Raw genomic sequence first — 18867 nt, 5'->3', positions numbered from 1 at the left:
CCCGGCGCCACTCGATGCCCATTAGCCGGCCGCAAAACCCGTCATGCAACAGGAGCCACGCTTGGACGCGACCGCGCCGCCCAATCTGCACGCCCGACTCAAGCCGCGGCTGTTGCTGCGCCCACGCAACGAGGCTCTCTACGCCCGCGCGCTCAGCGAGGGGCTGACCGAGCTGCAGGCCCGGGTGCTGGCCGGTCGCCTGACTGACTACGAGGGTGAGTTGGCACCGCTGACTCAGCCCAGCCTGCGCTATCTCGAACATCCGGAGCGCCTGGCCGACGGTCGTCGCGCCGCCGAGCGCATCGCTACCGCCGTGGCCGAAGGCGAGCACATCGGCATCCTCACCGACTACGACGTCGACGGCATCACCTCCCACGTGGTCATTCGGCGTACCCTGGTGGAACTCTTCGGCGTGCCGGAGTCACGCCTGCACAGTCTGATCGGCCATCGTATCCACGACGGCTACGGCATCAGCCTGCCGCTGGTGGAGCGCACGCTCGGGCTCTCGCCGCGGCCGACGCTGGTGATCACCGCCGACTGCGGCAGCTCCGACGAGCCGCGCATCGCCCGGCTCAAGGCGGAAGGCATCGACGTGGTGGTGAGCGACCATCACGCCCTGCCGGTGGAAGGGCCGCCGCCCTCGGCTCATGCCGTGGTCAACCCGACCCGCGACGACTGCCAGTACCCCGACCGCACCATTGCCGGCTGCATGGTGGCCTGGCTGGTGATGTCGCTGACGCGCAGCGTGCTGGTGGAGTGGGGCGTGATCCCCGAGGCCACGCCCAAACTCTCCGCCTGGCTCTCCTACGTGGCGCTGGGCACCGTGGCCGACTGCGTGTCGCTGGGCGCGAGCCCGGCCAATCGCGCCGTGGTCAGCCATGGCCTGACGCTGATCAACCGCATGGAGGCCGCCTGCTGGCGTGCCATGGCCGCCCGCCTGGGCGAGGACAGCGTGCCGTTCTCCGCCGAGACGCTGGCCTTCCAGATGGGGCCGCGCATCAATGCCCGCTCACGTCTCGACGATCCCTACGCGGCGCTGCACTTCATGCTGGCAGGAGACGATGCCACGGCGATACGCCACCTGCAGACGCTGGACGACGACAATCAGTCGCGCAAGACGATCGAGGCGGAAATGGTCGAAGAGGCCCGCGCCCTGGCCCTGCCTCAGCTCGAGGCCGACCGGCCGGCGCTGATCGTCCACCTCGAAAGCGGCCATCCCGGGGTGCAGGGCATCGTCGCCTCGCGCCTGGTGCAGGCCTTCGGCCGGCCGGCGCTGGTGCTCACGCCGGCGGCGGCGCCTGGCATGCTCACCGGCTCGGGGCGCTCCATCGAGGCGCTGCACCTGCGCAATGCGCTGCAGCGCGCCCATGAACTGGCCCCCGAGGCGCTGCCGCGCTTCGGCGGGCATCGCGGCGCAGCCGGGGTCGGCGTGCCGGTGGAGCAGCTGGAAACGTTCCGGTCAGCCCTGCTGCAAGCGGTGAGCGAGCAGTTGGGAGAGGCCGAGCTGTTCCCTCATGTCTTCACCGACGGGGCACTTGCCCCCGACCAGCTACGACTGACCACCCTGCTCGAGCTCGAGGCGCTGGGCCCCTACGGGCGCGAGTTCGACGCGCCGCTGTTCGATGGGGAGTTCCTGATCGAGTCGATACGTGCCGTGGGCGCCGAGGGCAATCACCTCTCGATGCATCTCTCATCGGGTGCGACGAGTCTCAAGGCGATCTGGTTTCGCGCTCTAACGCCAGGAGAACTGCCCGTCTTCGGCCTGGGCGATCGGTTGCGCTGCGCCTATCGGCTCAATCGCAATCGCTGGCGGGGCCAGGAGTCGCTGCAGCTGATGATCGAGTATGCCGAGCCGCTCCGCCATCCCAAGGAAACGTGAATGGATCCGCAAGATCTTCCCACCGATCCCCATCGTCCCTACGAGGACGTGATGGCGATGCTGGTGGGCACGCTGTTCGTCGCCCTCGGCGTCAGCTTCTATACCCAGGCGCTGCTGCTCACCGGCAGTACCGCCGGCATGGCCTTCTTGATGCAGTACGCCACCGGCTGGCGCTTCGGGGTGTGGTTCTTCCTCATCAACCTACCGTTCTACTACTTGGCGGTGAAGCGCATGGGTTGGTCGTTCACCCTGCGCACCTTCGTCGCCATCGCTCTGGTGTCGCTGTTCTCCGAGCTCACCGGCAAGTGGGTCGTTTTCGACAGCCTCAATCCGCTCTACGCCTCGCTGATGGGCGGCAGCCTGATCGGCATCGGCATGCTGGTACTGTTCCGCCACCGTACCAGCCTCGGCGGCATCAACATCCTGGCGCTCTATCTCCAGGCGCGCTACGGCCTGCGTGCCGGCTACGTGCAGCTCGGTATCGACGGGCTGATCATGCTCATCGCCTTCTTGGTACTGCCGGCCGACAGGGTAGCGCTCTCGGTGCTGGGCGCGGTGGCACTCAACCTGATCATTGCCCTGAATCACAAGCCCGGTCGCTATATGGGCGTGAGCTAAAAAGCGGCTTCGCTCGCCGATTTTTCGGTGGGTATCGCTCTTGTCAGTAATTCGGCCAGACGCCCGGCGTAGCCAACTCGATGAGGTGCCCGTCGGGATCGCGGAAGTAGAGACTCTCGCCACCGCGGGGCCAGTGGGTGCGCCCTTCGATGGCCACGCCATGGTCATCCAACTGGCGCTCCCAGGCGGCTAGCTCCTCGATGGCGAAGGCGAGATGCACCCGCCCTTTGCCGTCATGGGGCGGAATGGTGCCCATCTCGTTGGGCAGTACCACGGTTTGCAGCGTCTCGCCTTGCAGGAACAGCAGTAGCACCGAGCCTGCACCGGCATCGTAAGCGGTGAATCGATGGTCGGCGTTGAAGGGCACAAGGCCCATCACGCCTTCGAAGAAGACCCGCGCCCGGTCCATGTCGTCGACGTAGAGCGCGGTCTCCAGTACGCCGTTGAGCTTGGGCATGGCCATCACTCCCTCTGGCATATGCTTTCAGCTTAGCAGGTGCTGTCGACCGTCCGGCTTAGCGGCGCCACCAGAACCACCACACGATAAGAGCGATCAGCGCCAGGCCGGCGAGGTTGACGATCCAGCTCATGGCAGCATCTCCTCTGTTCGTGCCGGTGCTGCCTGACGCCCGGAGCGGATATCGCCACGGGTCTTGAGCAGCCGCAGCCGGTTGGCATTGCTGACTACCGTGATCGAGGAGAGCGACATGGCCGCCCCGGCGATCATGGGTGAGAGCAGCATGCCGGTGAAGGGGTAGAGCACCCCGGCAGCGATGGGAATGCACACCACGTTGTAGCCGAAGGCGCCCACCAAGTTCTGCTTGATGTTGCGCAGGGTCATGCGGCTGATCTCGATGGCATCGGCGATGCCATGCAAGGAGCTGCGCATCAACGTGATGCCGGCGCTCTCGATAGCCACGTCGGTGCCCTGGCCGATGGCGAAGCCGACATTGGCCCGGGCCAGCGCCGGGGCGTCGTTGATGCCGTCGCCGACCATGCCGACCACCTCGCCGGCCTGCTGCAGACGCTCGATCTCGGCGTGCTTGTCCTCGGGTAACAGCCCGGCGCGGAAGTCGTCGATGCCCACTTCGCGGGCGATGGCCGCAGCGGTATGCTCGTTATCCCCGGTGAGCATCACCACCCTGAGGCCGTCGGCCTGCAGTCGCTTGACCGCCGCCACGGTGTCGGCCCGCAGCGGGTCGCTGATGCCGAACAGCGCAGCAAGCCTGCCCGCCACGGCGAGATAGACCACAGTGCGTGCCATGCGCTCCAGTTCGCCGGCAAACTCATTGCCAGCGGAGAGGTCGATACCGGCCTCGCGTAGCAGCCGGGCATTGCCCAGCAGCAGCGCTTCTCCATCAGGCCCCGTAGCCTTGACCCCGCCGCCGGTGACGCTGTCGAAGCCGCTGATGTCGGCGGCCTCGGCGCCGGCCTGCTCGGCGTGGTTCAACAGAGCGGCTGCCAGGGGGTGCTCGGAGCCGCGCTCCAGTGCCGCCACCAGTCCCAACAGCTTCGCCTCATCGTCAGTGCTTCTTTCGCCGGGGAAAAAGTGCGCCTCGGTAACCCGCGGCTTGCCCTCGGTCAGGGTGCCGGTCTTGTCCACCACCAGGGTGGTGAGGCGGCTGGCGGTCTGCAGCGCTTGGCCGTTTCTCACCAGTACGCCGTGCTCGGCGGCCTTGCCCACGCCGATCATGGTCGAGATGGGCGTGGCCAGCCCCAGGGCGCAGGGGCAGGCGATGATCAACACTGTGGTGGCGGTGACCAGCATGTGGATCAGCCGCGGCTCGGCACCGAAGTTGAACCAGGCCAGTGCCGTGATTACGGCGATGATCATCACCGCAGGCACGAAAATGCTCGATACCTTGTCGGCCAGCTCGCCGATGGGCGGACGCGAGTTCTGGGCCAGGGCCACCTGTTCGGTGATCTGACCCAGGCGCGTGTCGCTCCCCACGCGGGTGGCGCGATAGACCAGGCCGCCGCGACCGTTCACCGTGCCGGCGCTGACCTCGTCGCCTTCGCCCTTGGCCACCGGTAGTGGCTCGCCGGTGAGCATCGACTCGTCGATATGACTGCTACCACTGCTCACCACGCCATCCACCGGCAAGCGTTCGCCGGGGCGCACGCGAATGTGGTCGCCTTCGCGTACCGCTTCGATGGGCAGCTCGCGCTCGTCGTTGCCGCGGATGACCCGCGCCGTACGGCTCTGCAGGTCGAGCAGGCGCTTGAGCGCCTCGCTGGTGCGCCCGCGGGCGCGCAGCTCCAGGGCGTTGCCCAGCAGCACCAGGCCGATGATCATCGCCGAGGCTTCGAAGTAGATGCCGTGGGCCACCGCCGGCAGCCAAGGGGCGAAGGCCACCACCGCCATGGAGTAGAGCCAGGCGGTGCCGGTCCCCATGGCGATCAGGGTGTCCATGTTGGCCTGATGGTGCTTGAAGTTCTTCCAGGCGTTGACGAAGAAGTGGCGGCCGGGGCCCACCAGTATCGCCAGCGTCAGCAGGCCGATCACCAGCCAGTAGAGCCGCCCCATGCCCATCGGGTGAGGATGGTAGACGAACATGCTGGCCATCAGCGGTACCGCCAGTGCCAGCGACCAGAAGCTTCCACGCAGGCGGCGCCGATAGGTCTCGGCATCCTTGGCGGTGCGGGCTTCCTCGGCCTGGCGCAGGTCGACGATGGGTTCGGCGTCGTAGCCCGCGGCCTGCACGGCCTTCACCAGTGCCTCGGCATCGATACGACCGTGCACCTGGGCCACGCGGGTGCCGAAGTTCACCGATGCCGTGGCCACGCCCGGGGTGCGCTCCAGCGCCTGCTGCACGCTCTTCACGCAGCTGGCGCAGGTCATGCCCGAGATCGCCAGACGGTAGGTCGTGCCGCCTTCGCGGCGGGGGGCGTTGACGCTATCGGCCAGCGGCGTGGCAGGCTCGGCTACCGGCCGTTCGTTGGCAGCCGCGCCAGCATCGCTGGCAGACCCGGCCTGGGGCGGGTAACCGGCCTGGGCCAGCGCGTCGTCGAGTCGTTCGGCATCCAGGGTGGAATTCACCACCAGACGCTTCTCGGCGGGAAAGCCGGTGACCTCGGCCTCGGGGTCGAGAGCCTGGATCGCCTCGCGCATGCGCTTCACGCAGTTCTGGCAGTTCATGCCCGGTACGCTGCGCTCGAGATGGAACTGACTCATGTTCATAGTTCCTCGCCGACTCGGGAGCAATGGGAGTGCGTCGCCTCGGGAAAGCTTTCGATCAGGCGGCACAGGCTGTGGCCGTCGGGGGTGCCGTCGGGCATCTCGGCCCAGGCGTCGAGTGCCTGCTCCATGCGCGAGGCCAGCGCTTCCAGCTCGCGGATGCGGGCACGGATCTGCGGCAGCCGGCTGGCCAGCAGGTCGCGCACCATGGGGCAGGGCGAGTCGCCCTGATCGGCATGGGCCAGGATGTTGCCGATCTCGGCTACGCTGAAGCCCAGTGTGCGGGCACGCTGGATGAAGCGCAGCCGTTCGAGATCGGCCTGGTCGAACAGCTGATAGCCGTTGTCGGGGTCGCGCTGGGGATGCAGCAGGCCTTCCCGTGTGTAGTGACGCACCGTCTCGGCGGTGACCTCGGCCCGCCGGGCCAGTTCGCTGACTTTCATGATGGATCTCCTGGCAGATAGGGACCATGTCAGCAGTGTAAAACCTTTGGGTAACACAAAGGTCAAGCGTGCACGCAGCGCCTCGAGAGGTGGGCTTGCTGCAACGCACAAAGGAAAAGTTCAATGGTTTACGCTAAAACTCAACTAAAGTATTACGCCATATGGCATTAAAACGAACGTTTGGCCTTGAATCGAACGGATGTTTGGCGAAAACTGGCTTGGTAGGGCACCGCTCCGCTGAGGACGGAACAATAACCAGCGCCAGCTCGTATCTGGAAGAGGACGTCGAGACATGCAGAACAAGTTCAACAGGATTACTTGGGCCGTGGCCATCGCCGCTGCCGCCTTCGCCAGCCAGGCCAACGCCGGCGGTTACCAGATCAACGAGCAAAGCGTCAGCGGCCAGGGCTATGGCCATGCCGGACGGAGCTCCAACGTCAACGATGCCACCATCGTCTTCGGCAACCCGGCGGGCATGTCGTTCCTCGACCGTGCCCAGCTCACCGCCGGTGGTACTTACCTGAACGTTAACAGCCGCATTCGCAACGCACGGTCGGACTCCTCGATTGATGGGGCAGCTGCAGGGCTCCCGGTGGCTCCAGGTGATGTACAGGTGCCGTTGGGCCCGATTGATGGCACCAATGATGGCGATATGGTCCCGGGAACCCTGATCCCCTTTGCTTTTTATGCCCATCCAGTCAATGAGCGGTTGGCCTTTGGCTTCGGTGTTTATGCTCCTTTCGGTTCCAAAACCGAGTATGAAGATACGTTCGAGGGGCGAAATTTTGGCAACTATACTGAGGTGAGGGTCATAAGTGCTCAACCTACGGTATCTTATCGGTTCAACGACCAGTGGTCGGTCGGCGTGGGTGTTACTTACAATCGCGTTGACGGCGAATTGGCAACCAGGATTCCTGGCACTCTTTTAGGTCGCCCCGGTGGACCAGACGGAGAGGTTCGGGTTGAAGGTGACGATGAGGCTTACGGTTATAATATCGGGGTGATGTATCAGCCGGTCCCTGAGACGACGTTTGGTCTGACTTACCGCTCAAAGGTTTCCTATACCTTGGAAGGCTCGTCTCGAGCGTCAGGTGGTGCTGAGGCATTGATTCCAAACCAGAATGCTTCTCTTGAGTTGACCACGCCAGAAACGGTCAACTTTTCTGTCACCCAGCAAATGTCAGATAGATTGAAGCTGATGCTCGGAGCCTCTTGGGCGCGCTGGAGCCGTTTCGAAGAGATCCGCATCGATGGTAGTCTCAACCCGGACCCCATTACCCAGGAGACTCAGAACTACTCCAATGCCTGGGCCTTTGGCGTTGGTGGTGAGTATCAGCTCAACCGGCAGCTGGCGCTTCGTGCCGGCGTCACTATAGACAATACACCAACCAGCGATGAGTTCCGCAGCGTGCGTATCCCATCTGATGATCGACGCATTTTCTCGATCGGTGCTGGCTGGAGTCCGACTGAAGATATTACCCTGGACTTCGCCTACTCATATCTGACCGAGCGTGGTACCACCATCGACAGGCAAAGAACGTTAGGGCCAATGGAGTTGGATTATGCTGCCGATTACAAAAACGAGGCCCACGGCTTCGGCGCTCAGCTGACCTATCGCTTCTGAGTCAGTCAAACGCTTGATGTGAGTCAGGCATTCGTTCAAGGCCCGGCAGCTGATGAGCTGCCGGGCCTTGTGCGCAGGGGCTGAGATTTTGAGGGCTAGTCTGGGATTGGCCTGCCGGTCGGCAAGGATGCGCCCCTGCGCCGAGTTCGCTACAATAAGCGCCTTTTCCGCGCCGTCCGCCCAGGGTTCGTATCCTTCGGCGGCGTCGTTACTCCCTAGCGAATCAGGCGAGCGAGCCCCATGCTGGAAACCAACCCCATTCACAACCTCATCAAGGACCTGGCCGAACGGACAGACGTCCTGAGGGGGTATCTTTGACTATGCCGAACGCAAGGATCGGCTAGAGGAAGTCTCCCGCGAGCTGGAAGACCCGAACGTCTGGAACGACCCCGAGTACGCCCAGAAGCTGGGCAAGGAGCGCGCCGCGCTGGAGCTGGTGGTCGAGACCATCGACGAGCTGGACCAGGGGCTGGCGGACAGCCGCGACCTGCTCGAGCTGGCCGAGATGGAGGAGGACGAGGACACCGTCGCCGAAGTTCGCAAGGAGCTCGACGGCCTGCAGGCGAGCCTAGAGAAACTCGAGTTCCGACGCATGTTCTCCGGTGAGATGGACGCCAACAACGCCTACCTCGACATCCAGGCCGGCTCCGGTGGCACCGAAGCCCAGGATTGGGCCAACATGCTGCTGCGCATGTACCTGCGCTGGTGCGAGCACCACGGCTTCAAGGCCGAGATCACCGAGCTTTCCGCCGGTGAGGTGGCGGGTATCAAGTCGGCCACGATTCACGTGCAGGGCGACCACGCCTTCGGCTGGCTGCGTACCGAGACCGGCGTGCACCGTCTGGTGCGCAAGAGCCCGTTCGACTCCGGTGGCCGTCGCCACACCTCGTTCGCCTCGGTGTTCCTGTCGCCGGAGATCGACGACAGCTTCGAGGTCGATATCAATCCGGCGGATCTGCGCGTCGACACCTACCGCTCCAGCGGCGCCGGCGGTCAGCACGTCAACACCACTGACTCCGCGGTGCGTATTACCCACGAGCCCACTGGCATCGTGGTGGCCTGTCAGAGCCAGCGCAGCCAGCACGCCAACCGCGACTTCGCCATGAAGCAGCTCAAGGCGAGGCTGTGGGAGCACGAGATGGAGAAGCGCAATGCCGCCAAGCAGGAGGCGGAAGACTCCAAGGCCGATATCGGCTGGGGCAGCCAGATCCGCTCCTACGTGCTCGACGACCAGCGCATCAAGGACCTGCGGACCGGTGTGCAGACCAGCAACTGCGACCGGGTGCTGGATGGCGATCTGGACGCCTTCATCGAAGCCAGCTTGAAGCAAGGCTTGTAAGCGGCACTAGCGTTTGCCGATACGGTAGAGCCCCTCGATTCGAGGCGTGAAATAACGCGCCTCTCTGGTCGAGGGGCGTCTTGTCTCGGTATCTTTCGAACGGATGAATCCAACAGGTAGCAACATGGCCAACCAGAGCTCCTCCCCGGAAAGCCCCCAGACCGACGAGAACCGTCTGATCGCCGAGCGTCGGGCCAAGCTGGCGGCACGCCGCGAGCGCGCCGCCGCCACCGGTGGCAGCGCCTTCCCCAACGACTTCCGCCGCGACAGCCTGGCGGCCGAGCTGATCGATGAGCTGGGCGAGAAGGACAAGGCCGAGCTGGAGGCGCTCGGCCGTCCGGCTGCGGTGGCCGGGCGCATCATGCGCAAGCGCGGCCCCTTCCTGGTGATCCAGGACCCCAGCGCCACGATTCAGCTCTACGTCGACAAGCAGGGCCTGCCGGAAGAGGTGCTCGAGGACATCAAGGGCTGGGACATCGGCGACATCGTCGCGGCCCGCGGCCCGGTGCACAAGTCGGGCAAGGGCGACCTCTACGTGATGATGGAAGAGGCCAAGCTGCTGACCAAGAGCCTGCGCCCGCTGCCGGACAAGTTCCACGGCCTGACCGACATGGAGGCGCGCTACCGCCAGCGCTACGTCGACCTGATCATGAACCCCGACTCGCGCAAGGTGTTCGAGACCCGCGCCGGGGTGATCAGCGCCATGCGTCGCTTCTTCGAGGAGCGCGGCTTCATGGAGGTGGAAACCCCCATGCTGCAGCCGATTCCCGGTGGTGCCACCGCGCGACCCTTCATCACCCACCACAATGCGCTGGACATCGACATGTACCTGCGCATCGCCCCCGAGCTCTACCTCAAGCGCCTGGTGGTGGGCGGCTTCGAGAAGGTGTTCGAGATCAACCGCAACTTCCGCAACGAAGGCCTCTCGACCCGCCACAACCCCGAGTTCACCATGGTCGAGTTCTACCAGGCCCATGCCAACCATCATGACCTGATGGATCTCACCGAAGAGATGCTGCGCACCATCGCGCTCAAGGTGCTGGGCACCACCACGGTGGTCAACACCGTGCGCAATGCCGAGGGGGAAGTGCTCGAGACCTTCGAGTACGACTTCGGCAAGCCACTGAAGCGCATCAGCGTGTTCGACTCGATTCTCGAGTACAACCCGGACATTCACGCCGAGGCGCTGGCCGACGAGGCCGCCGCGCGGCAGATCGCCGAGCGGCTGGACATCGACGTCAAGGACGGCTGGGGCCTGGGCAAGATCCAGATCGAGATCTTCGAGAAGACCGTCGAGCATCGTCTCAAGGACCCGACCTTCATCACCGACTACCCCACCGAGGTGAGTCCGCTGGCGCGACGCAACGACAGCAACCCGTTCGTCACCGAGCGCTTCGAGTTCTTCGTCGGCGGGCGCGAGATCGCCAACGGCTTCTCGGAGCTCAACGACGCCGAGGACCAGGCCGAGCGCTTCCGCGCCCAGGCCGCGGAGAAGGAGGCCGGCGACCTCGAGGCGATGTACTACGACGCCGACTACGTGCGCGCGCTGGAGTACGGCATGCCGCCCACTGCCGGTGAGGGCATCGGCATCGACCGCCTGGTGATGCTGTTCACCGACAGCGCCTCGATCCGGGATGTATTGCTGTTCCCGGCCATGCGTCCTGAAGGGGAATGAAGGGGCTGCGCTTCGGCCAGGCGTTGTTGCTAGGGAATGAGGCGAACACCTGAGCGCCTAGCCTGGCCTTTGCTCGCCTCCTTCCGCTGGGAGCGGTGGCTGAGCAAGGGGCGCCGGGGGGAGGCCGGAGAGGAGGTCTTTTGCCAGGGATGGCAAAAGTAGCGCCCAGGGATGGGTTCACAGCGCCTCCTCGAAGGCCTGCCCCCCGGTAAAGCCCCGGACTTCTCTGTGTCGACCCGGCGGAAGTATTGGTAAGCGGCGGCGCTAGCGCCCATAATGATCACCGTTTCGACGTCGAGGAGACCGCGATGAAACTGCTCAACCGCTCCGCCCTGAGCGTCAGGCCGACCCGGCACTTCGTGGACTGGATCAATGCGCTGGAACCCACCATGGGGGAGGACGACCTCACCCTGGAAGACGTCGAACGTGAAAGCACGGTCTATCTGATTCCCGAAATGGACACCCCGGAGGCCCTGGAGGCCTTCGTGCGGGAGCGCTATCTCGAGATCCTAGAGACCGAGCTGCGCGCCTGGGAAGAGGACGAGCGGCAGTGGCCCGAGGCCCTGGACTGGGCACTGTTCCAGCGTTTCCTGCAAGTCGAGCACAGCTATCTCGCCATCGACCTGGACGACGAAACGGCGCTGGAAATCTCCGAGGTCGACGATTCCCTGTTGCTGGAAACCGACCAGGACTAACCGCCTTTTCTTAAGCATCACGAGAAACCGGCTGCGGCCGGTTTTCTCGTTACGAACTCCGCAGTGATGGAAACCGAATGAGCCGACTCTTTTCGACCCGGCCCGGCGACGATGGCCTGCCGGGTCCCGAGCGACGCCTGGCGCTGCTGGCGCTGATTCTCGGCACGCTGATGGCGGTGGTCGACGTCACCATGGTCAACATCGCGCTGCCGTCGATAGCGCGCGATCTACAGATTTCCGATGCCCGCGCGGTGTGGGTCACCAACCTCTACCAGATCGTCTGCGCCGCCTTCCTGCTGGTATGCGCCTCCTTCAGCGAGATGATCAGCCGCCGGCGCCTCTACGTGGCCGGGCTGTTCCTGTTCGTGTTCGCCTCGCTGGGCGCGGCGCTGTCGCGCAGCCTGGAGTGGCTGCTGCTGTTTCGTGCCCTGCAGGGTCTGGGGGCGGCTGCCACGCTCTCCATCGGGCCGTCGCTCTACCGTTCTATCTTTCCCACCCGGCTGCTGGGCAGCGCGCTGGGGCTCTCGGCACTGGTGGTAGCGGGTGGCTATGCCGCCGGCCCGGCGCTCGGCGGGCTGATTCTCTCGGTGGCCAACTGGCCCTGGCTGTTCGCCCTCCACCTGCCCCTGGGGCTCATCTCGCTATGGCTGGCCTGGCGCGCGCTGCCGCGTGAGAAGGGGCGTCGCGGCGGCTTCGACGGGCGAGGGGCTCTGGGCTCGGTGATCATGCTGGGCAGCTTCTTCCTGGCCATGGACACCCTGGCCCACGGTGCGCCGCTGTGGCAAGCGCTGGCCTGGCTGGCCGTGAGCGTGGTGGTGGGCTGGCTGTTCCTGCGCCGCCAGCGCCGGGCCAGTCATCCGCTGCTGCCCCCGCAGCTGTTCCGCGTGGCACGCTTCCGCCTGGCGGTTTCCGCCTCGGGCCTGGCCTTCGTCGGCCAGGGGCTGGCCTTCGTCGCACTGTCGTTCCTCTATCAGCAGGAGATGGGCTTCTCGCCGCTGCACACCGCCTGGCTGTTCACACCCTGGCCGCTGGCCATCATGCTGGTAGGGCCGCTGGCCGGCCGCCTGGCCGACCGCGTCAATCCCAGCCTCATGGCCAGCACCGGGCTGGTGCTGCTGATGCTGGGGCTGGCCTCGCTGGCGCTGCTGCCCGAGGATGCCGGGTTGCTCGACAGCCTGTGGCGAACGGCGCTGTGCGGCATCGGTTTCGGCCTGTTCCAGCCGCCCAACAACCGCGAGATGATGACCAGCGCGCCGCGCGAGCTCAGCACCAGTGCCTCGGGAGTGCTCAGCACTACGCGCACCGTGGGGCAGTCTCTCGGCGTGGCCCTGGTAGGCGCCTTCATGGCCGCCAGCGCGCCGGTGCAGATCACGCTATGGGTCGGCTGTCTGGCCTGTCTGCTGGCGCTCGGTGCCAGCCTGGCACGGATGCCGCTTGCCGGTCAGGCGCTGTCGCAGGTGAAGTCGCCGGACAAGCGAGTACAATGACCCCATGTTTCATCATCGAGGAGCCACCATGAGCATTCAGGCCGTCATCGAAGAGAAGCTGCAGGCCCTCGAGCCCACCCACGTAGCGGTGGAGAACGAGAGCCATCGACATGCCGTTCCGGCCAATTCGGAGACTCACTTCAAGGTCACGGTGGTGTCCGAGCACTTTCAGGGCTTGATGCCGGTGAAGCGCCATCAGCGCCTCTATGCGCTGTTGGCCGATGAGCTGGCAGGGCCGGTACACGCCCTGGCGCTGCACCTCTACACGCCCCAGGAGTGGGCGTCCCGCGGTGCGGCGCGGCCCGACTCCCCCAACTGCCGCGGCGCCGGCAAGTGACCACCGAACCGCAGCGCCTCCAATATCTGGAGGCGATGGGGCTGACCGCCTGGGTGGCGCGCTACCAGCTGCCCAATGCCCGGCCGACCGAAGCCTGCGAGTGGACGCTGCCCGAGCGGGCGGTGCCCGCGCCGCCCGCTGAGCGGCTGCATGCGCTGCTGGACGAAGCCGAGGCTGCGCCCCGTCAGGCGCCACCGGCGTCGACGGCAGGCGAAAGTGCACGCCCCAGGCCGCCCCGTCGTGCCCGGCAGCTGCTGGGTATCGAGCCCGAAGGCGAGACACCTGAGACAGACACTGCCCCGCTCGGCGTGAAAACGGCGAACGCCGATGCACCCAGCCCGGAGACGAGCCCGGAGACGACGCCCACGATGCCACGGCAGGCGCAGGAGCCACTGCGCTTCACCCTGCAACTGGCCTGCCTGGCCGGACGCTGGCTGGTGTTCTTGCCGCAGCCGTCGGCGCCGGATGCCGCCCAGAGCGAGCTGCTGAGCAATGCGCTGAAGGCCGCCGGGATCGACGTTCCCGTGCCGCTGGTCTTCGAGACCTTTCGCTGGCCGCCCATGGAGAACCTGCCGGTCGAGGCCCCCCTGGAAGAGGCGCGGGAAGGACTTGCTGCTTTCATTGACGGCAGCACGCAGAGGCGCGGATGGTCGCCCGAGCGGGTGCTGATCTTCGGCCGTGACGAGACCCTCATGCGGCTGCTGGAGACGAGTGAAGGCGAAGGCCGGGTCGAGCCGCTGGGTCTGCCCGGCTGGCAGGGGCCCGGCCTGGATGAGCTGGAGCAGAGCGCCGCGGCCAAGCGTTCGCTGTGGCCCACGCTGCTGGCGTGGCGGCAGGCCTGGTCGGTGAAGGACGCCGAGGCCGATGACTGAAGGCGAGGTGCGGTGCCTCTCGCTTGGCGATCTGGAGCGGCTGGCGGCACTGGAACGGCAGCAGCCTCGTCACTGGTCCGCTGGCCAGCTGCAGGCCGCGCTTGAGGATCGCGACTGCTGCGTGTTGGGTATCGAGGTCGAGTCGGCGCTCATCGGCCACGCCGTGGTGGCCCGGCTGCCTTTCGAGGCCGAACTGCAGGCCATGCTGGTCGCACCCGCCATGCGCCGCCGCGGTCTGGCGGCGGCGCTGCTGGAAGCGGTGGTGGAGCAGTGTCGGCGCTGGGGTAGCGAGAGGCTGTTGCTCGAAGTGCGGGCGGGTAATGTGGCGGCCATCGCGCTCTATCGGCGTGCCGGCTTCAGCGAAGATGGCCGGCGGCGCGGCTATTACCCGCCCTTGGACGAAGCAGCCGACGCGGCGCGAGAAGATGCCTTGCTAATGTCGCGCCGCTTGTAAGAGAAGTCAGGTTTCAGCTGCGCTCGGTTTCCACTTCGTCGAACTTGCCCAGCAGGGCGGTCAGACGGCGCTCCCACTCTTCGCGCTCCTGCTTCAGCCGGCTGTTTTCCTCGCGCAGCTCCTCTGCCTCCATTTTCAGCAATTCCAGGGCCTCGACGGCACTGGCCACTTTCTGTTCGAGCCGGTTGAAGAGTTCGGTGCTCATCGTGTTCTCCTGAAATAGGTCCTGGCGGGGCGGGCCCTTGCCCGCACTGAATCCGTTGCGCAGCGTAACGCCGAGGGCCGAGGCTCGGCAAGCGTAGCCGAACGGCGACGCAGGTCCTCAGGCGCCGGGCTTCGCCTGGCGTCGGTAGAGCCGGCCGGTGCTGTCGCCGGCGCGTACTTCGCGATGCAGCGCCCAGCTCTCGGGGACCTCGATGTCGAGGCCCGTTTCGGCCTCCAGATAGATCCACGCATCCGCCATGAGCCAGCCCTGCTCCAGCCGTTCAACGCAGGGGGGCGCCAGGCCTTGGCGGAAGGGCGGGTCGAGAAAGACCAGCGAGAAGGGGCCGAGGCCGGTCGGGCCGGCGGCGAGCAGCTCGAGGGCATCGGCGCACCGCACCGTGCCTCGTTCGCCGACGCCCAGGGTTTGCAGGTTGTCGCCGAGGGCCTGGGCAACCCGGGCGTCACGCTCGACGAACAGCGCCTCGGACGCGCCGCGGGAGAGTGCCTCCAGGCCCAGTGCGCCGGTACCGGCGAACAGGTCCAGTACCCGTGCTCCCGGGGTGGCGGCCGTCAACCAGTTGAACAGCGTCTCCCGCACCCGGTCGGGGGTGGGACGCAGCCCGGGGCTGTCGAGCACCGGCAGTAGCCGGCGACGAAACTCGCCGCCGATGATGCGCAGGCGTCCGCCGCCCTTGGGCGAGTGGGCGCCGGAGCGGGGGTGGGGGCGGGTAGGAGTGTGGCGTCGGGTCATGAGGGCGAATTGTACCCGTCGCCTTGTCCACAGTCATGATGCGCGGTGTTAGGATGTAGCGATCATTCACCCGTGAGGCTGAATTCCCCCATGTTCGGTTTTTTCAAGCGCAAGAAGCAGCAGGAACAGCAGCAGGAAGAGCAGCAGGATCGGCGACCGACGCAGCCCGAAGAAGAGGAAGCGGGCGAGGGACAAACCGCCGAGGAAGCGCCAACAGACGCCACGGCTGACGAGACGGTCAGCCAGGCGGCGCCCGCCGAGCCGGACGTGGTCGATGCCCCGCGCGTCGAGGAGCGTGCCATGGCCGGCCCCGCGGCGGACGAGGCGCACGAGCGCACCGAGGCGTTCGACGAGCTCGACCGGGAAGAGGAGAACGAGGTGCTGCGCGCTGAGGCGCTGGCTCCCGAACCCGAACCTGAGCCTGAGCCCGAGCCCGAGCCGGCACCTCAAACGACAGCTGGGCCTGAGCCGGAACCTCAGCCTGAGCCCGAACCGGAGCCCGTGCGCACGCCGCTGCAGGAGAAGCCGGTGGCCGAGAAGCAGGGCTGGTTCGCGCGCATTCGTTCCGGCCTGGGCAAGACCCGCGCCAACCTCACCGAGGGCATCGCCGGGCTGTTCCTGGGCAAGAAGCAGATCGACGACGAGCTGATCGAGGATCTCGAGACACAGCTGTTGATGGCCGACGTGGGCATCGAGGCCACCACCGAGATCATCGACCGCCTGACCGAGCGCGTCTCGCGCAAGGAGCTCAAGGACCCCCAGGCGCTCTATCGTGCCCTGCAGGACGAGCTCGCCACGATGCTCGATGCCGTGGCCAAGCCGCTGGCGCTGCCGGCCAAGGGCGAAGGCCCCTTCGTGATCCTGGTGGTGGGTGTGAACGGGGTGGGCAAGACCACCACCATCGGCAAGCTGACCCAGCGCTTTCAGCGCGAGGGGCGCAGCGTGATGCTGGCCGCCGGCGACACCTTCCGTGCTGCGGCGGTGGAGCAGCTCAAAGTGTGGGGCGAGCGCAACAAGGTGCCGGTGATCGCCCAGCACACCGGTGCCGACAGCGCCTCGGTGATCTACGACGCCGTGGCTGCGGCCAAGGCGCGCAAGATCGACGTGCTGATTGCCGATACCGCCGGCCGGCTGCACAACAAGGGGCATCTCATGGAGGAGCTCAAGAAGGTGCACCGGGTGATGGGCAAGCTCGACGATACCGCTCCCCACGAGGTGATGCTGGTGCTCGACGCCGGCACCGGCCAGAACGCGCTTTCCCAGGCCAGTACCTTCAACGAGGCGGTGCCGGTCACCGGCATCACCCTGACCAAGCTCGACGGCACCGCCAAGGGCGGCATCATCTTCGCCCTGGCCAAGCAGCTCGGTACGCCGATCCGCTTCATCGGCGTGGGTGAAAGCCTGGATGACCTGCGTCCCTTCGAGGCCCGCGACTTCGTCGACGCGCTCTTCGATCAGGGCGATGAGGGAGCCGCCGCCTCGTCATGATCCTTTTCGAGCATGTGGGGAAGCGCTACGGCGGACGTTTCGAGGCGCTGGCCAATATCGATTTTCGCGTAGAGCGCGGCGAGATGGTCTTTCTCACCGGCCATTCGGGCGCCGGCAAGAGCTCGCTGCTGCGCCTCATCATGCTGCTCGAGCGGCCGACCCGCGGCCGGGTGCTGGTTGCCGGTCACGACATCGGCCGTCTGCATCCCAGCCAGGTGCCGTTCTATCGCCGCCAGATCGGCGTGGTGTTCCAGGATCACCAACTGCTGCACGACCGCTCCATCTTCCACAACGTGGCGCTGCCGCTGGAGATCCGTGGCTTCGAGCCGCGCGAGGCGGCGCGGCGAGTGCGGGCGGCGCTGGACAAGGTGGGCCTGCTGCATCGCGAGAAGGCGCTGCCCATCGAGCTTTCCGGCGGTGAGCAGCAGCGCGTGGGCATCGCCCGGGCGGTGGTCTGCAAGCCTTCACTGCTGCTGGCCGACGAGCCTACCGGCAACCTCGACCCGCAGCTCTCGGCCGACATCATGGCACTATTCGAGGACTTCAATCGTATCGGCACCACGGTGATGATCGCCAGCCACGACCTGGCGCTGATCGCCCGCCTGCGGCATCGCGTGCTGCGCCTGCGTGAAGGCCGCCTGGTGGCCGACGAGGAGGCCGCATGAGCCCTCAGCCGCGAGAAGGCGGTGCGAGCCGCCGCCAGCCGCCTGCGCCGCCGCGCGGCGCCCGTACCCAGCGCACCCGCTCCTCGAGCCGCTTCCGCGGCTGGCTGCGTCACCATCGCGCCATGTGCCTCGACAGCGCCCGGCGCCTGCTGCGTGCTCCCATCGGCAGTCTGCTGACCATGCTGGCCATCGCCATTGCCCTGGTGCTGCCGGCGGCGCTGTGGCTGGCGCTGGACAGCGCGCGTCTGCTCGATGCCGAGCTGGAGGAGAGCGCTACCTTGACCGTCTACCTCGAGCATCAGGTCGACGAGGGCCAGGCCGGGCGCATCGACGAGGCGGTGGAAGCCCACGAGGGGGTATCGCGTACCCGGCTGATCAGCGCCGCCGAGGGCATGGCCGAGTTTCAGCAGGCGCTGGGACTGGCCGACGCCCTGGGCCGGCTCGAGGACAACCCGCTGCCGGCCAGTATCGTGGTGGTGCCGGTGGACCCGGCTCCCGAGGCCGTGCGGCAACTGGCCGGAGAGCTCGAGGCGCTGAGTGGCGTCGACGAAGTGCGCCTCGACCTGGCCTGGCTCGAGAGGCTGCGCCACTTGGCCGAGCTGGGCAGCCGCCTGGCGCTGGCGCTGGCGGTGCTGTTCGGCCTGGGCGTGCTGCTGGTGGTGGGCAACACCATTCGCCTGGCGGTGGAGAGCCGTCGCCAGGAGATCGAGGTGGTGATGCTGATCGGCGCCACCCACGGCTTCGTGCGCCGGCCGTTTCTCTACAGCGGGGCCTGGTACGGCCTCGGCGGAGGTCTGCTCGCCTGGGGGCTGCTGGCGCTGGGCAATCAGTGGCTGGCGCTGCCGGTCAGTGCGCTGGCAGCCAGCTACGGCGCCACCTTCACGCTGCCGCAGTTGGGGCCGGAGGGCTCGGCAACGCTGCTGTTGTGCAGTACACTACTGGGCTGGCTGGGTGCCTGGATCGCCGTGAGCCGCCACCTCGCGGAGGTTCGGCCGCGGTAAAGAGCAGAGGTTCGGCCGCGATAGAGCAGAGGTTCGGTCGCGGTAAAAGGCCGCAGGGCCGAGGCCGCGCTAGCGACCGCGCCCAGCATCTGCCACGCTGTCGGCAGACAAGGGAACGTTATCGGCTTTTGCCCGTCTAAACGGGCGATTGAAGCGT

At 66.3% G+C, this 18867-nt stretch carries 18 protein-coding genes; 13 read left to right on the top strand and 5 right to left on the bottom strand.

Annotated features, from left to right (window positions below):
* The first annotated feature begins 61 nt into the window (after positions 1-61).
* A complete protein-coding gene (locus HOP58_RS10120; RefSeq protein WP_234260221.1) occupies positions 62-1879 on the top strand; it encodes a DHH family phosphoesterase in 1818 nt (605 codons plus the stop codon).
* The gene (locus tag HOP58_RS10115; protein WP_234260220.1) at positions 1880-2497 is read left to right on the top strand and encodes a YitT family protein; all 618 of its coding nucleotides are present in this window, start codon (positions 1880-1882) and stop codon (positions 2495-2497) included.
* A gap of 43 nt (positions 2498-2540) precedes the next feature.
* Here the strand turns inward: HOP58_RS10115 and HOP58_RS10110 are convergent, their stop codons facing one another.
* The 3 genes from HOP58_RS10110 to HOP58_RS10100 form a co-directional block, all read right to left on the bottom strand.
* Positions 2541-2954 (bottom strand): VOC family protein, encoded by a 414-nt coding sequence (locus HOP58_RS10110; RefSeq protein ID WP_234260219.1) that lies wholly within the window; start codon positions 2952-2954, stop codon positions 2541-2543.
* Positions 2955-3083: 129 nt separating this feature from the next.
* Positions 3084-5672, bottom strand: coding sequence for a heavy metal translocating P-type ATPase (locus tag HOP58_RS10105; protein ID WP_234260218.1), 2589 nt, complete (start codon positions 5670-5672; stop codon positions 3084-3086).
* Between the two features lie 2 nt (positions 5673-5674).
* On the bottom strand, positions 5675-6118 hold the full coding sequence (locus HOP58_RS10100; protein WP_234260217.1) for a MerR family transcriptional regulator: 444 nt from the start codon (positions 6116-6118) through the stop codon (positions 5675-5677).
* A 292-nt stretch (positions 6119-6410) separates the two neighbouring features.
* Here HOP58_RS10100 and HOP58_RS10095 point away from each other — a divergent pair, with 292 nt between their 5' ends.
* The 8 genes from HOP58_RS10095 to rimI all read left to right on the top strand — a co-directional run bounded on the left by HOP58_RS10095 (position 6411) and on the right by rimI (position 14601).
* A complete protein-coding gene (locus HOP58_RS10095; RefSeq protein ID WP_010630202.1) occupies positions 6411-7742 on the top strand; it encodes an outer membrane protein transport protein in 1332 nt (443 codons plus the stop codon).
* Between the two features lie 240 nt (positions 7743-7982).
* Positions 7983-9081, top strand: a protein-coding gene (gene prfB / locus HOP58_RS10090) for a peptide chain release factor 2 (protein WP_141638690.1) whose coding sequence is annotated in 2 segments (ribosomal slippage) — positions 7983-8057 and positions 8059-9081 — 1098 coding nt in all. Because the reading frame shifts where the segments join, the coding sequence is not laid out codon by codon here.
* A 124-nt stretch (positions 9082-9205) separates the two neighbouring features.
* Entirely contained in the window at positions 9206-10756 is a 1551-nt protein-coding gene (gene lysS / locus HOP58_RS10085; protein ID WP_234252363.1) for a lysine--tRNA ligase, read from the top strand.
* A gap of 308 nt (positions 10757-11064) precedes the next feature.
* Positions 11065-11451 (top strand): hypothetical protein, encoded by a 387-nt coding sequence (locus HOP58_RS10080; RefSeq protein ID WP_010630199.1) that lies wholly within the window; start codon positions 11065-11067, stop codon positions 11449-11451.
* Between the two features lie 77 nt (positions 11452-11528).
* Entirely contained in the window at positions 11529-12938 is a 1410-nt protein-coding gene (locus HOP58_RS10075) for an MFS transporter (RefSeq protein WP_010630198.1), read from the top strand.
* 28 nt (positions 12939-12966) lie between these two features.
* A complete protein-coding gene (locus HOP58_RS10070) occupies positions 12967-13275 on the top strand; it encodes a BolA/IbaG family iron-sulfur metabolism protein (protein ID WP_234260216.1) in 309 nt (102 codons plus the stop codon).
* A complete protein-coding gene (locus HOP58_RS10065) occupies positions 13272-14147 on the top strand; it encodes a hypothetical protein (RefSeq protein ID WP_234260215.1) in 876 nt (291 codons plus the stop codon). Before HOP58_RS10070 ends, HOP58_RS10065 begins: the two co-directional genes overlap by 4 nt.
* Positions 14140-14601, top strand: a complete 462-nt coding sequence (gene rimI, locus HOP58_RS10060; protein WP_234252366.1) for a ribosomal protein S18-alanine N-acetyltransferase — start codon at positions 14140-14142, stop codon at positions 14599-14601. The genes HOP58_RS10065 and rimI overlap by 8 nt, the downstream gene beginning before the upstream one ends.
* A 13-nt stretch (positions 14602-14614) precedes the next feature.
* Here rimI and HOP58_RS10055 read toward each other — a convergent pair whose 3' ends face one another.
* Both HOP58_RS10055 and rsmD read right to left on the bottom strand, forming a co-directional pair.
* Complete coding sequence (locus HOP58_RS10055; RefSeq protein WP_010630194.1) at positions 14615-14806, bottom strand: cell division protein ZapB; 192 nt, start codon at positions 14804-14806, stop codon at positions 14615-14617.
* Between the two features lie 117 nt (positions 14807-14923).
* Positions 14924-15556 carry a 16S rRNA (guanine(966)-N(2))-methyltransferase RsmD gene (gene rsmD / locus HOP58_RS10050; RefSeq protein ID WP_234260214.1) on the bottom strand — a complete coding sequence of 211 codons (633 nt, stop codon included), beginning with the start codon at positions 15554-15556 and terminating at the stop codon, positions 14924-14926.
* Positions 15557-15646: 90 nt separating this feature from the next.
* Here rsmD and ftsY point away from each other — a divergent pair, with 90 nt between their 5' ends.
* The 3 genes from ftsY to ftsX are packed head-to-tail and all read left to right on the top strand — an operon-like array spanning position 15647 to position 18710.
* On the top strand, positions 15647-17044 hold the full coding sequence (ftsY, locus tag HOP58_RS10045) for a signal recognition particle-docking protein FtsY (protein WP_234260213.1): 1398 nt from the start codon (positions 15647-15649) through the stop codon (positions 17042-17044).
* Complete coding sequence (gene ftsE, locus HOP58_RS10040) at positions 17041-17709, top strand: cell division ATP-binding protein FtsE (RefSeq protein WP_234252377.1); 669 nt, start codon at positions 17041-17043, stop codon at positions 17707-17709. Before ftsY ends, ftsE begins: the two co-directional genes overlap by 4 nt.
* Positions 17706-18710 carry a permease-like cell division protein FtsX gene (gene ftsX, locus HOP58_RS10035; protein WP_234252379.1) on the top strand — a complete coding sequence of 335 codons (1005 nt, stop codon included), beginning with the start codon at positions 17706-17708 and terminating at the stop codon, positions 18708-18710. Before ftsE ends, ftsX begins: the two co-directional genes overlap by 4 nt.
* Positions 18711-18867: the final 157 nt, after the last annotated feature.

The sequence above is a fragment of the Halomonas sp. MCCC 1A11062 genome (assembly GCF_021404355.1).
Taxonomy (GTDB): Bacteria; Pseudomonadota; Gammaproteobacteria; order Pseudomonadales; family Halomonadaceae; genus Halomonas; species Halomonas aerodenitrificans.
The sequence above is the reverse complement of the archived record's forward strand: the minus strand, read 5'-3'. Positions and strand labels throughout refer to the sequence as shown.